Below are 13345 nucleotides of genomic sequence, written 5' to 3' on the forward strand. Positions count from 1 at the left end.
CGGCGAAGTCGAAAATCTCCATCGCCTGATACATGTTGCCGGTGAATTCCTGATAGTCGCCGCCCAGCGGGTTCGTGTAGAAGAGCGGGACCTCGAACGGGATCAGCACCCAGTCGCCGACCTGGCGATAGGTGGAAATCCGGTAGGGCGACCCGTCGCCCATGACCGGGAAGTTCGGCGCGCGCATGTTCACCGGGTCGTTGGCGACATGCATCACTTCGTTGGTTTCGCCGGTCCAGGGGTTCTCCCACTCGCGCAGCACCTCGCCGGTTTCGGGATCGGTATAGAGCATGATCTCGCGGCTGACCTGGCGATAGCCGGTGCCGCGCTCCGGATCGGTCACGCTGACGCATTGCCGGATGTTCATGCCTTCGAGGTTGAACAGGTGCCGGTCGCGCTCGCCGCGGACCCGCGAATAGGCGCGGCCCGACCAGTAATAGACGGCCGGTTCGCCATCCTGTTCGCCGCATTGCAGCCGCTTGGATATTTCGACCGCGTCTTCGGGGTTCGACGGATCGAGCGTCCGCGCCTCCGCCGCCATGCCCATTCCCGTGACGGCCAGTGCCGCGCAAGCCAAGCCGAATTTTCCGATACCCATTATTCCTCTCCCCAAAGCCCAAAATGGTCCGTGTAATTTGTCCGGACAAATTTTGACTTTGTCAATGGCCCGAGTCATAGCGGAGCGCAAGGGGAGTTTCCATGTCGCTCGAAGCCTATCTCTATCCGACGCTGGTTTACGTGCATTTGCTGCTGTTCGTGCTGTGGCTCGGCGCGGATGTCGGCGTGTTCCTGCTCGGCCAGCATTTCCGCAAACGCCACGATTATACGCTCGAGCAGCGAATCGCCCTGCTGAAGATGCTGGTGCTCGTCGACATGACGCCGCGCAGCGCCTGGGCGCTGATGGTGCCGGTCTCGCTCTCGGTGCTGGCGGCCGGGAACTGGTGGGATGTGCCGGGCTGGCTGCTGGCCGCGAGCTGGGTCGTCGGCGGTTTCTGGCTCTGGCTGGTCTGGGACGCACATAATCACGACCAGACGCCGCGCGCCGCGCGCGACCGGAAAATCGAGAACTGGCTCAAATACGGCCTCACCGCCTTCTATTTGTGGCTGGGCATCCAGTCGCTGCTGACCGGCGCGCCGCTCGACCAGCCCTGGATCGCCTGGAAGGCGGCGCTGTTCGGCGCGATCTTCGCCGCCGCGATCATGATCGACGTTGCCTTCCGGCCCGTCGGCCCGCAGCTCGGCAAGCTGCTGGCCGAGGGATCGAGCGACGAGACAGAGATTCCGCTGCGCCGGACGATGGACCGCACGCGCGTGTGGGTCTGGATCGTTTATCTGCTCCTGATCGCGACATCCTGGCTCGGCGTGGTAAAGCCGGTTTTGTGACCGGATTTGCGGCGAGCGGACCAATCGGCGCTTGACTTTAAATTTGTCCGGACAAATTGTGCGGGCGAGAATGATGAAACGGGAGTGGATCGACGGGAAATGGGCGGATTGAGTTCGATATTGTTCGTGCCCGGATCGCGCCCGGACCGGTTTGCCAAGGCGGCGGAGAGCGGCGCCGACCTGATCTGCATCGATCTCGAAGACGCCGTTGCCGAGGGCGACAAGGATACCGCGCGAGAGGCGGCCATTGCATCGCTCGATACGCTCGATCCCGGCAAGGTCGCGATCCGCATCAACGGCCTCAGGACGGCGGCCGGGCTCGCCGACCTGCTGGCCCTGCGCGCCGCCGCCGCGATGCCGCGCCTGATCTTCATCCCGATGGTCGAAAGCGCCGCCGAGCCGGAAATCGCCAGCGCTGTATTGGGCGATGCCGCGCCCGGCCTCGTGCCGCTGATCGAAACGGTCAAGGGCCTGCGCGCCGGCGATGCGATCGCGGCGGCGCCCGGCGTCGCCGCGATGATGTTCGGCGGCGGCGATTTTTCGGCCGAGCTCGGCACCGATCTCGCCTGGGAGCCGCTGCTCGCCGCGCGCGGCGCGTTCGTGATGTCGGCCGCGGCGGCCCGGATACCGGCGATCGACGTGCCCTTCATCGCGCTCGACGACGCGGCGGGGCTCGAAGAGGAGGCGGGGCGCGCCAAGGCGCTGGGCTTCGCCGCCAAGGCCGCGATCCATCCGAAGCAGGTCCAGACGATCAACCGGGTCATGCGCCCGACGGAAGACGAACTGGCCGAGGCGCGATCCGCGCTGGAGGCCTATGAAGCGGCGGGCCGCAAGGCGATCCGCCACGACGGAAAGATGCTCGAGGCGCCGGTGATCAAGCGGTTCGAGGCGATGCTGGGAATGAAAGGGAAAAACCATGCGTGACGGAGTTGTCGAAGTCTCACCGGGCCGGTTCCGGGAGACGTTCGGGCGCTATTTCGAGGATTTCGAGGTGGGCCATATCTACGAGCACCGCCCGGGGCGCACGATCACGGACACCGACAATGTCCATTTCACCCTGCTGACGATGAACACGCACCCGGCGCATTTCGACTATGAGTTCGCCAGCAAGACCGAGTTCAAGAAGCCGCTGGTCTGCTCGCCGCTCACCGTCGCGCTGATGGTCGGGATGAGCGTGTCCGACACCAGCCAGAAGGCGGTCGCGAATCTCGGCTGGGACAAGATCAAGCTCACCCACCCGTTGTTTCCCGGCGATACGCTCTATGCGGAGAGCGAAGTGCTCGAGAAGCGCGAATCGAGTTCGCGGCCCGAACAGGGGATCGTGACGATCAAGACGATCGGCAAGAACCAGCATGGCGACGTCGTCTGCACGTTCGAGCGGACGATGCTCATCTGGAAGCGCGGCTTCGGCAATGCCGACGACTAGTTTTCCCGCTCCGTTCAGGCTCCGGGTGAGCGGATTTATTGCAATGACAAGGCGCAGGAGACGCTAAAATGGCCACCGCCCCAGACACCAGCCGGCCGCCGATGGATCCGGCCGAAGAACAGGCGCTGCTCGATTCGATCCAGAAATGGGTCGATCGCGAGGTCCGCCCCGTCGTGATGAAGCACGACCATGGCGACATCTGGCCCGAGGAACTGGTCGGCCAGATGGCCGAAATGGGCCTGTTCGGCGCGACGATCGGCGAGGAATATGGCGGGCTCGGCCTGCCCGCGACCACCTATGCGAAGATCGTCATGCTGATCTCCTCCTACTGGATGGCGATCACCGGCATCTTCAACTCGCACCTGATCATGGCGGCCGCCGTCGAGCGGTTCGGCACGCCCGAACAGAAGGCCAAATGGCTGCCCAAATTCGCGAGCGGCGAGATTCGCGGAGGCCTCGCGCTGACCGAGCCCAATGCCGGCACCGACCTGCAGGCGATCCGGACGACGGCGGTGCGGGACGGCGACGATTATGTCATCAACGGCACCAAGACCTGGATTTCGAACGGCATCAACGGCTCCTGTTTCGCGCTGCTCGTCAAGACCGATCCCAAGGCCGAGCCGCGCTACAAGGGGATCAGCCTCTTCATCGCGCCCAAGCAGGACGGGTTCACGACGGGCAAGAAGTTCGACAAGCTCGGCTACAAGGCGATCGACAGCGCCGAGCTGGTGTTCGACGATTACCGCATCCCGGCGGCCAACCTGATCGGCGGCGTCGAGGGGCAGGGCTTCTTCCAGGCGACGGGCGGGCTCGAGCTCGGCCGGATCAACGTCGCGGCGCGCGGCGTCGGCATGGCCGAAGGCGCGTTGCGCATCTCGACCGAATATGCCCAGACGCGCGAGACGATGGGCACCCCGATCGCCAACCATCAGGCGATCCAGCTCAAGATCGGCGAGATGGTGACGCGCGCCCGGGCGGCACGGCTGCTGACGCTCGACGCGGCCGAGGCCTATGATCGCGGCGAGCGCTGCGACATGGAGGCGGGCATGGCCAAATATTTCGCTTCCGAAGCGGCCGTGAAGAATGCCGACGAAGGCATGCGTATCCATGGCGGCTACAGCTATTCGAAGGAATATGAGATCGAACGCTATTATCGCGACGCGATGCTGATGTGCATCGGCGAGGGGACGAACGAGATGCAGCGGATGATCATCTCGAAACAATGGGTGAAACGGAACCCGGCGTGAGCGAGCGCCCGCTTCCCCTGGCCGGTTACCGGATCCTCTCCGCCGAACAATATGGCGCGGGGCCCTATGGCACGATGTTCCTCGCGCAGCTCGGCGCCGAGGTGATCAAGGTCGAACCACCGCCCCAGAACGGGAAGGGCGGCGGGGACACGGCGCGCGCGGTCGGCCCGCATTTCCTGCGCGAGAATGAGAGCCTCTATTTCCAGACCTTCAACCTCAACAAGAAATCGCTGACGCTCAACCTGCAGAGCGAGGAGGGACGCGCGATATTCCGCAAGCTGGCGGCGGACGCCCATGCCGTGGCGAACAATCTGCGCGGCGACCTGCCTGCGCGGCTGGGGCTGACCTATGCCGCGCTGAAGGACGTCAATCCGCGGCTCGTCTGCGCGCATCTCTCCGCCTATGGCCGCGACAACGAACGCGCCAAATGGCCCGGTTACGACTATCTGATGCAGGCCGAGGCGGGCTTCCTCTCGCTGACCGGCGAACCGGACGGGCCGCCGGTGCGCTTCGGCCTCTCGATGGTCGACTTCATGACCGGCACGATGATGGCGGTCGGCCTGCTCGCGGCGCTGGCGGACGCCGAGCGGTCCGGGCTGGGCCGCGATATCGATGTCGACCTGCTGTCGGCCGCGGCCCACCAGATGAGCTATCCGGGCCTGTGGTACATGAACGAGAATGACGTGACGCCGCGCGCGCCCTATGGCGCCCATCCGACCGCGACGCCGAGCCAGATGTTCCGCACCGCGGACGGCTGGATGTTCGTGATGGCGCAGCTCCCCAAATTCTGGACGGTCCTTGTCGAGGAGATCGGGCGCGCGGAACTGGCCGAGGATGCGCGCTTCCGCACCCCCGCCGACCGCCGCGCCAATCGCGACGCGCTGACCGCGGAGCTGGAGGCGGTCTTCCGCGCACGGCCGACCGCGCACTGGATCGACCTGCTGAAGGGCAAGATGCCGGTCGCGCCGGTCAACAGCCTCGAGGATGCGATGGACAATCCGTTCCTCGAGGAAACCGGGATGATCGACCATGTCGACCATCCGGACCGCGCCGGGATCAAGGTGCTGACCAGCCCGATCAAGGTCGACGGCCGGCGCCTGCCGACCCAGGCGGGGCCGCTGCTCGGCGCGGACAGCGACGCCATTCTCGCAGCGCTCGGCTATGACGCCGAGGCGATCGCGGACCTCAAGCAAAGCGGCATCGTTTGATCCCATGGGGCAGCTGGACGGCATAAAGGTGATCGACCTGTCGCTGTTCCTCCCGGGGCCGATGGCGACGATGATGATGGCCGACCAGGGCGCCGAGGTGATCAAGGTCGAACCGGCAGCGGGCGATCCCGCGCGCCAGATGGCCCCCGAGGAAGCCGGCCAGTCGGTCTGGTTCCGCAATCTCAACCGCGGCAAGAAGAGCATCGTGCTCGATCTCAAGAGCGAGGCGGGCGCGGCGCGGCTGCGCGACCTCGTCGCCGGCGCCGACGTGTTCGTCGAGGGGTTCCGCCCGGGCGTGATGAAACGGCTGGGTTTCGATTATGACGCCGTCTCGGCGATCAATCCGGCAATCGTCTATTGTTCGATCTCCGCCTTCGGGCAGTCGGGCGCGATGGCGCATCATCCGGCCCACGATCTCGCCGTGCAGGCGCTGACCGGCTTTCTCTCGGTCAATGACGGCGCGGACGGTACGCCGGTCGTGCCCGGCGTGCCCTCGGCCGACATGGCCGCCGGGCTCACCGCGCTCTCGGCGATCCTGATGGCGCTGATCGGCCGCGAGAAGACCGGCCGCGGCGACTATATCGACGCGACGATGTTCGAGGCGATGCTGCCCTGGTGCGCGCATATCGCGGGCGGCGCGATCGCGGGCGGCGAACCGCCGCGCTCGCAATCGCAGCGCTCGCTGGGCGGCGCGGCCTTCTACAATGTCTATGCGACGAAGGACGGGCGGCATGTCGCGCTCGGCGCGCGCGAGATGAAGTTCGTGCGCAATCTCCTGACGGCGCTCGACCGGCCCGACCTGATCCCGTTGGGCGAAGCCGAGGCAGGCGAGCCCCAGGCCGAACTGCGCGCCTTTCTCGCCGAGACCTTCGCGACCAAGACGCGCGACGAATGGGTGGACTGGTTCGCCGACAAGGATGTCGCCTTTTCGCCGGTGCTCGATTTCCGCGAGGCGCTGGGCAGCGCTCTCGTCGCCGAACGCGGCATGCTGGTCGAGGCCGATGGCGCGCACCAGATCGCGCCCGCGATCCGTTTCCGCAACGAACCCGGCCCGCCGCCCGGCCCGGCGCCCGATCTGGACGAGCACGGATGAGCGGCGCGCTAGCCCTCGGCGTCGATATGCATCGAATAGGCGAAGCGGTCGCCCGGATGGTGGCTGGCCGAAATCTCGAAGATCCGGTTCTTCGCGTCGCGATAGGCGCGCAGGATGCGCAAGGTGGGTGCGCGCCGCGCAATGCCGAGCGCCTTGGCGATCTCCGCGCTCGCGCCGACCGCCTGGATGTCCTGGGTGACATAGGCGACCTTGACCCCGGCCAGCTCTTCCAGCTGGCGGAAGATCGTGACCTGGGACGAGCGGATCTCGGCCGCCGCCTCGGCATAGTCGGCATGGACATAGGCGTCGGTGATCGCGATCGGCTTGGGATCGCCCAACCGGGTGCGGACGCCCTGGAACTGGAACCAGTCCCCGTCGGTATCGCCGCTAACATGGTCGGCGATGCGCCGCGACAGGCTCGTCAGGCCGACCGGCTTGAAGTCGTAGCGCGTGTCGCGCGCATATTGCAGCAGCTCGCCGACATTGGAGAGCGGCTGGTGCAAGGTGCCGCCGCGCGCCGCCGCCGGCTGGATCACGGTGCCCGATCCGCGCTTCCTCTGGATAAGCCCCTCGGCGACCAGCCGCCTGAGCGCCTCGCGCACCGTATAGCGGCTCACCCCATGTTCGCGGCACAGCTCGGTCTCGGTCGGAAACTGGCCGTCTTCGCTCAGGTCGCCGCGCAGGATCGCCGCGCGCAGCGAATCGGCGAGCTGGACGTAACGGGGCTTGGCGGCGGTATCGGACAAGTATTCATTCCCTTGCGGCGTTCGGCCGGAGCGGTGGCTGTATGAGCGAACCGCTTCTGGCGCAACTTTCGGAAAGACTAGCGCGGCCCGTCGGCGAAAGCGATAGGCTGCGCGCCCGGCTGCATTTGCTCGACTGGCTGGCCTGCGTGGCGGGGGCGCGGCGGAGCGATGTGGCGGGGCGTAGCGGCCTGCTTTCGATGCCCCTCGCGGGCGCCGCCCTGCTCGGCAATGTCCTCGAAATGGACGATGTCCATCGCACCGCACTGTTGCATCCCGGCCCGGTTATCTGGCCGGCCGCGTTGAACGGGGCGCCGGAAAAGCTCGCCGATGTTCTCGACGCTGCGGTACGCGGCTATGAGGCGATGATCGCCATCGGCGGCGCGCTTGACGCGCATCATTACAGCCTCTGGCATCCGACGGCGACGGCGGGCGTGTTCGGCGCGGCCGCGGCCGCCGGTTCGCACTGGGACTTCAGCCGCGACACGATGATATCCGCGCTGGCCAATGCCGGGTCGGTCGCCGGCGGCCTGTGGCATATGCGGCACGACGATGTGATGACCAAGCAATGGCATGTCTATCACGCAGTCAGCACGGGCTGTGACGCGGCGATGGCGGCGTTCAACGGCATCACCGGCCCGGCCGCGCTGCTCGAAGGGCCGCAGGGTCTGTTCGCGGCGATGACGCAAGAGCCCGGCCCGCTCGCCGATAATGGCGATAGCTGGCTGATCCACACCGTCAGCTTCAAGCCGTTCGCCGCCTGCCGCCATGCCCATCCGGCGATCGACGCGGCGATGGAGCTGCGCAAGGCGGGTACGCTCGAAGCGCCTTTCCATGTCGAAACCTATGCCGATGCGCTGGCCTTTTGCGACCGGCCCGACCCGGTGACCGAGCTCGACGCCAAATTCTCGTTGCAACATGCCGTGGCGGTCGTGGCCGATGGGCGCAGGGCGGAGCCGGCGGATTTCACCGAAGCGGCGATTGAAGCGCTGGCCGGTCTGCGCGCGCAGGTCACCGTGGCCGAGGACCCGGCGATCACGGCGCGCTATCCGGCGCATTTCGGCGCGCGGGTGAACGGGCTCGAGCTGGTCGATACGCGCGGCGATCCGGAACGGCCCGTCGGCGAGGCCGAGATCGTGGCCAAGATGCACAATCTTGCCGAATGGGGCGGGTTGAGCGCGAAGGATGCGGAAAAGGCGGTGGACGTTGCGCTGCGGGAAAATGAGGCCGGGGCGGTCGAAAAGCTGCTCGAGGATTGGCTGACATGAGCGCCACGCAACGCCTTCTCGACTTCGCCATGGCGGACCACCGTCTGCCAGATAGCGCCCGCGACGCGGTATTGCGGCTGTTGGCCGACACGCTGGCCGGCGGCGCGGCGGGGGCGGCGTCGGACGGGGCACAGCATATGCTCGCCGCCGTGCGCGGTTGGGGTGGCGGCGAAGAAGCGAGGCTGCTCGGGGGTTCCATAGAGCTTTCTGCATCCGTTAGTCCTGAGCCTGTCGAAGGACGTCTATCGGCGGAGAAGCGTCCTTCGACAGGCTCAGGACTAACGGAAAATGATATTGCCGTTAAAACCCTGCCCGCCCCCTCCGCCGCGTTCTTCAACGGTTTCGCGATCCATTGCCTCGAATGGGATGCGGTGCACGAGCCGGCGGTCGTCCATGCGCTGTCGGTCGTGACGGCGGCGCTCTTAGCGACCTCCGACCGCAAGGGCGGCAGCGATCCGGACGACTTCCTCGCCGCGCTCGCCATCGGCGTCGATATCGCGAGCGGCATGGGCGTCGCGGCGACCGGGGCGATGACCTTTTTCCGCCCGGCCACGGCCGGGGTGATCGGCGCGGCGCTGGCCGTCGCGCGGCTCGAAAACCTGCCGCCCGAGCGCTTCGCCGATGTGTTGGGTCTTGCCTATTCGCAAGCCGCGGGCACGATGCAGGCGCATGTCGAGGCCTCGATCGCGCTCCCGCTCCAGATCGCCAACGCCGCGCGCGCGGCGATCGCGGCGGTCGATCTCGCTAGGGCCGGGATGGACGGGCCGCACGACGCGCTCGAAGGGCCGTTCGGCTATTTCGCGCTTTTCGAGCCCGGCGATCTCAGCCGCTACACGAACGATATCGGCAATCGCTGGCTGATCGAACAGGTCAGCATCAAGCCCTTCCCCTCGGGCCGGGCCAGCCATGGGGTGCTCGGCACGATCGACGATCTGCTGCGCGCGGGCGAACTCGATCCTGAGACGGTCGAGAGCGTCGACGTCGCCGCGCCGCCGCTGATCAACCGGCTCGTCGGGCGGCCCTACAAGCCCGACATGGCGCCGAGCTATGCCCGGCTCTGCCTTGCCTTTCTCGTGCCGCTGCTGCTGCGCGACCGCATCGTGAACCCCGCCTGTTTCACCGCCGAGCAATTCGCCGACCCGGCCCTGTCCGCGCTCGGCGAAAAGGTAACGGTGCGGCTGAACGACAATCCCGATCCCAATGCGCTCGCCCCGCAACAGCTGACGATCATGCTCAAAAATGGCGGCCATATCGCCCGCGAGATCACCGGCAATCTCGGCAGTCCCGATGCGCCGATGAGCGCCGATCAGTCCAAGGCGAAATATGATCTCTGCCGCGCGCTCGCGTCGCCCGATGCGGATGCGCGGCTCTTCGACGATCCCCTCAGCTACGCAACGGACCCGCAATGAGCTTTCCCACCTATTTCGAGGCCTTCGACGCCAGGCAGATGCTGGCCGACTATCCGGTCGGCGAGGCCTTCGTCTCGCGCTACACGGCGATGTCGCGCGACGAGCTGCACGCGATCCAGGACGCGCAGTTCAAGCGGCTGATGAAACGCGGCTGGGAGATCCCCTTCTATCAGCGGCTCTGGGGCGAGAAAGGCATCGAGCCCGGCGATATCGCGGGGCTGGCGGATATCGCCAGGCTGCCGGTCTACGACAAGGCCGACCTGATGGCCTCGGTCAACGATCATCCGCCCTATGGCGATTTCGACGGGCGCGGCGCGGGCGACGAGCGCGCGCCGGTCGTCTTCCACACGACGAGCGGGACGACGGGCCGTCCCCAGCCGCTGATGTTCGGGCCCAAGGGCCGCGAGGTCACCAACCTGCTCGTCGGCCGCATGTACCGCTGGATGGGGCTCACCGGCGACGACGTGATCCAGTCGGTCTACGGCCATGGCATGATCAATGGCGGCCATTATATCCGCGAGGCCGTGACGCATTATACGAACGCGCTGTTCCTGAGCGCGGGCACCGGGATCGAGACGCGCTCGGTCAACCAGGTCAATCTGATGGCCGATTTCGGCGTCACCGTGATGGTCGGTTTCGTCGACTATGTCCGCAAGCTCGCCGAGGTCGCCGAAGCGGAAAATCTCTTCGACCGCATAAAGCTGCGCATGATTATCGGCCATCTCGGCACCGAGGATCGCGCCTCGACCGAGGCCGCCTGGCATGGCGCGAAAGCCTATGACTGGTACGGCGTCGGCGATACCGGGTCGATCGCGGGCGAGGGGCCGGACCGCAACGGCCTCTACGTCTGGGAGGACGCGCAATATCTGGAGCTGCTCGATGTCGATACGGGCGCGCCGGTGGCGACGGGCGAGACCGGCGACATGGTCGTCACCTGCCTGTTCAAGGACGATATCGCGCCCTGCATCCGCTTCAACACGCACGACGTGACCGAGGAGCTGACCGGCGCGAACGACACCGGCATGGTGTTCAAGCGCATCTCGGGCTTCAAGGGCCGCAGCGACAACATGGTGAAATTGCGCGGCATCAACATCTTCCCGCATGCGATCGGCGCGCTGATCGAAAACCGCGCGGATCTGACCGGCGAATATGTCTGCCGGGTGACCCGCGATGCGAGCGGCAAGGATCATATGCAGGTCGTGATGGAAAGCCGGGGCGGGACGGACCAAGGCGAGATCGGCGAGATATTGAAGCGCGGGCTCGGCATCGAGGTCGATATCGCCATGGTCGGCGCCGGCGAGACCGCGAAGGACACGCAGATCGACGTCCGCCAGAAACCGATCCGCCTGATCGACGAGAGGAAGCTTTGACCGAACCGCTGCATCGTCACGGCGTCGCCGGCCTGCTCGCGCTCTACCGCGCGGGCGAGGCGATGCCGTCGGGCGTCGTCGAGGCGGCGTTCGACCGGATCGCGGCGCTGGACGGCGATCTCAACGCGTTCGTCGAGCTCGACGAGGCGGGCGCGATGCAGGCGGCGGCCGAGAGCGACCGGCAGATACTCTCCGCCGCGCCGCGCCCGCTCGAAGGCGTGCCGGTGGCGATCAAGGCCAATATCGATGTCGAGGGGCTGGTCACGAGCGCCGGGATCGAGGCGCGCAGGGAGTGCGTCGCCGCGACCGACGCGAAGGCCGTGGCCGATCTGCGCAACGCCGGCGCGATCGTCCTCGGCACGCTCAACATGGAGGAAGCCGCGCTCGGCGCGAAGACCGACAATCCCTGGCTTGGGCCTACGCAGAATCCGCACCGGATCGGCCATACGCCGGGCGGCTCGTCGGGCGGCAGCGGCGCGGCGGTCGCCGCCGGGCTGTGCGTCGCCGCGCTGGGCACCGATACGCTCGGCTCGGTCCGGGTTCCGTCCGCCTATTGCGGCGTCTACGGCCTCAAGCCGACCCATGACGCGATTTCGCAGCACGGCCTCGAAATCTGCGAGGGGTCGCTCGACGCGATCGGCCCGCTGGCGCGCTCGCTCAGCGATCTCGAGATCGTCGCGCGCGAATTGATCGATTTCGCCGAGCCTCGAACGGTGGAAATGCCGGTGACGCTCGCCGGTCTCGGCGATGTCGAATGCGAGCCGGCGGTCGTCGCCGCCTATGACAAAGCCGTCGGGCTGCTCGGTGCGGCCGGGACGTTCGCGCTGCCCGATCCGCTGACCCGCATCCGCTTTGCCGGTTTCATCCGCGCCGCGCGCGCGCTGCACGATCATCTCGCCGATCTGCGCGCCGCCGATCCGGACGGGCTGTCCGACCATCTCAAATATCTGATCGATATCGGACCCAAGCGGTCCGCCGCCGATCTCGCCGAGGACGAGGCGGTGCTCGCCCGGACCCGTGAGGCGCTGCACGCCGCCATCGACGCCCATGGCGCGATCCTGCTGCCGACCATGCCGCAGGCGGCGTTCCCGCACAGCGAGAAGGCGCCCGCCAACCAGGCCGATTTCACCTGCCTGGCGAACATCGCCGGGCTGCCATCGCTCAGCATCCCGGCGGGCACCGACGAAACCGGCCTGCCGGTCGCCGTCCAGCTGATCGCCGCGGCGGGCAACGAGGCGGGGCTGTTCGATCTGGCGCGCGGGCTGGACCTGCAATTGGACGGCTATCGCCCGCCCGATCTATTCTGAGCAACGAGAGGAGAAAGACATGCGGATCATCGTGCTGTTCAACCTGAAGGACGGGGTCAGCGTCGCGGACTATGAGGAATGGGCGAAGACGCGCGACATTCCCGGCGTCAACGCGCTCGGCTCGGTCGACGGCTTCACCGTGCACAAGGCGACCGGCCTGTTCGGCGACGACAGCGCCAAGCCGCCCTATGACTATTTCGAGATCATCGACGTCGCCGACATGGACGCCTTCGTCGCCGATATCTCGACGGCAGAGTTCCAGGCCGCCGCGGCGCCGTTCCAGGACTATGCGGACAATCCGCAATTCGTCCTGACCGAAGATTTGTAGAGGCGGTGAATACTCTCCGTTAGCCCTGAGCCTGTCGAAGGGCGTCTATCGGCGGAGAAGCGCCCTTCGACAGGCTCAGGACTACGGGAATGAGGAAAAGACAATGAAGTTTGCAGGCAAGACGATCGTCGTGACGGGCTCGGGCAAGGAGAAGGGGCTGGGGCAGGGGATTCTCCAGCGCTTCGCCGACGACGGCGCGAACTGCGTCGTTTCCGATATCGCGATCGACACCGAGGCCGAAGGCGTGGCCGAGGAGCTGCGCGGGCGCGGCGCCGAGGTCGCGGCGATCGCCTGCGATGTCGGCGATGCCGCGCAGTGCCAGGCGCTGGTCGACGGGGCGGTCGAGCGGTTCGGCGGCGTCGACATCATGGTCAACAATGCGGGGATCGGCTTCATGATGACCCCGCTGCTCGACGTGAAGCCCGAGGACTGGGCGACCGTCATCGCGGTCAATCTTTCCGGCGCCTTCTACTGCACCCAGGCCGCCGCCAAGGCGATGGTCGCGAAGGGCGGGGGCGGGCGGATCATCAATATCGCCAGCCAGGCCGCGAAGACCGGCTTTC

Annotated in this window: 14 protein-coding genes; 12 read left to right on the plus strand and 2 right to left on the minus strand. The window is 66.6% G+C overall.

The window, feature by feature from the left end; translation table 11 throughout:
• The coding region (locus ACTS1X_RS08060) for a DUF1838 family protein (protein WP_442613872.1) at positions 1 to 598 on the minus strand (598 nt) is incomplete at its 3' end.
• 101 nt (positions 599 to 699) lie between these two features.
• Between ACTS1X_RS08060 and ACTS1X_RS08065 the strand changes: the two genes are divergently transcribed.
• The 6 genes from ACTS1X_RS08065 to ACTS1X_RS08090 all read left to right on the plus strand — a co-directional run bounded on the left by ACTS1X_RS08065 (position 700) and on the right by ACTS1X_RS08090 (position 6357).
• Complete coding sequence (locus ACTS1X_RS08065; protein ID WP_442613873.1) at positions 700 to 1383, plus strand: hypothetical protein; 684 nt, start codon at positions 700 to 702, stop codon at positions 1381 to 1383.
• Between the two features lie 84 nt (positions 1384 to 1467).
• Positions 1468 to 2307, plus strand: coding sequence for an HpcH/HpaI aldolase/citrate lyase family protein (locus ACTS1X_RS08070; protein WP_442613874.1), 840 nt, complete (start codon positions 1468 to 1470; stop codon positions 2305 to 2307).
• Entirely contained in the window at positions 2300 to 2809 is a 510-nt protein-coding gene (locus ACTS1X_RS08075) for a MaoC family dehydratase (RefSeq protein ID WP_442613875.1), read from the plus strand. Before ACTS1X_RS08070 ends, ACTS1X_RS08075 begins: the two co-directional genes overlap by 8 nt.
• A 68-nt stretch (positions 2810 to 2877) precedes the next feature.
• Positions 2878 to 4056, plus strand: coding sequence for an acyl-CoA dehydrogenase family protein (locus ACTS1X_RS08080; protein WP_442613876.1), 1179 nt, complete (start codon positions 2878 to 2880; stop codon positions 4054 to 4056).
• The gene (locus ACTS1X_RS08085; protein ID WP_442613877.1) at positions 4032 to 5264 is read left to right on the plus strand and encodes a CaiB/BaiF CoA transferase family protein; all 1233 of its coding nucleotides are present in this window, start codon (positions 4032 to 4034) and stop codon (positions 5262 to 5264) included. Before ACTS1X_RS08080 ends, ACTS1X_RS08085 begins: the two co-directional genes overlap by 25 nt.
• 4 nt (positions 5265 to 5268) lie before the next feature.
• A complete protein-coding gene (locus tag ACTS1X_RS08090) occupies positions 5269 to 6357 on the plus strand; it encodes a CaiB/BaiF CoA transferase family protein (RefSeq protein WP_442613878.1) in 1089 nt (362 codons plus the stop codon).
• Positions 6358 to 6365: 8 nt separating this feature from the next.
• On the opposite strand, the gene ACTS1X_RS08095 is transcribed toward ACTS1X_RS08090, so the two are convergent.
• Positions 6366 to 7103 carry a GntR family transcriptional regulator gene (locus ACTS1X_RS08095; protein ID WP_442613879.1) on the minus strand — a complete coding sequence of 246 codons (738 nt, stop codon included), beginning with the start codon at positions 7101 to 7103 and terminating at the stop codon, positions 6366 to 6368.
• 41 nt (positions 7104 to 7144) lie between these two features.
• Between ACTS1X_RS08095 and ACTS1X_RS08100 the strand changes: the two genes are divergently transcribed.
• The 6 genes from ACTS1X_RS08100 to ACTS1X_RS08125 form a co-directional block, all read left to right on the plus strand.
• The gene (locus ACTS1X_RS08100) at positions 7145 to 8368 is read left to right on the plus strand and encodes an MmgE/PrpD family protein (RefSeq protein ID WP_442613880.1); all 1224 of its coding nucleotides are present in this window, start codon (positions 7145 to 7147) and stop codon (positions 8366 to 8368) included.
• On the plus strand, positions 8365 to 9777 hold the full coding sequence (locus tag ACTS1X_RS08105; protein WP_442613881.1) for an MmgE/PrpD family protein: 1413 nt from the start codon (positions 8365 to 8367) through the stop codon (positions 9775 to 9777). Before ACTS1X_RS08100 ends, ACTS1X_RS08105 begins: the two co-directional genes overlap by 4 nt.
• Positions 9774 to 11147: a phenylacetate--CoA ligase family protein gene (locus tag ACTS1X_RS08110; RefSeq protein WP_442613882.1), complete on the plus strand. Its 1374-nt coding sequence runs from the start codon at positions 9774 to 9776 to the stop codon at positions 11145 to 11147. The genes ACTS1X_RS08105 and ACTS1X_RS08110 overlap by 4 nt, the downstream gene beginning before the upstream one ends.
• Positions 11144 to 12454 carry an amidase gene (locus ACTS1X_RS08115; RefSeq protein WP_442613883.1) on the plus strand — a complete coding sequence of 437 codons (1311 nt, stop codon included), beginning with the start codon at positions 11144 to 11146 and terminating at the stop codon, positions 12452 to 12454. The genes ACTS1X_RS08110 and ACTS1X_RS08115 overlap by 4 nt, the downstream gene beginning before the upstream one ends.
• A gap of 19 nt (positions 12455 to 12473) precedes the next feature.
• Positions 12474 to 12782 (plus strand): REDY-like protein HapK, encoded by a 309-nt coding sequence (locus ACTS1X_RS08120; protein ID WP_442613884.1) that lies wholly within the window; start codon positions 12474 to 12476, stop codon positions 12780 to 12782.
• 103 nt (positions 12783 to 12885) lie between these two features.
• Positions 12886 to 13345: SDR family NAD(P)-dependent oxidoreductase (locus ACTS1X_RS08125; RefSeq protein ID WP_442613885.1), on the plus strand; the 460-nt coding region annotated here is incomplete at its 3' end.

Origin of the sequence: Parasphingopyxis sp., assembly GCF_052168275.1 — a bacterium.
GTDB lineage: Bacteria > Pseudomonadota > Alphaproteobacteria > Sphingomonadales > Sphingomonadaceae > Parasphingopyxis.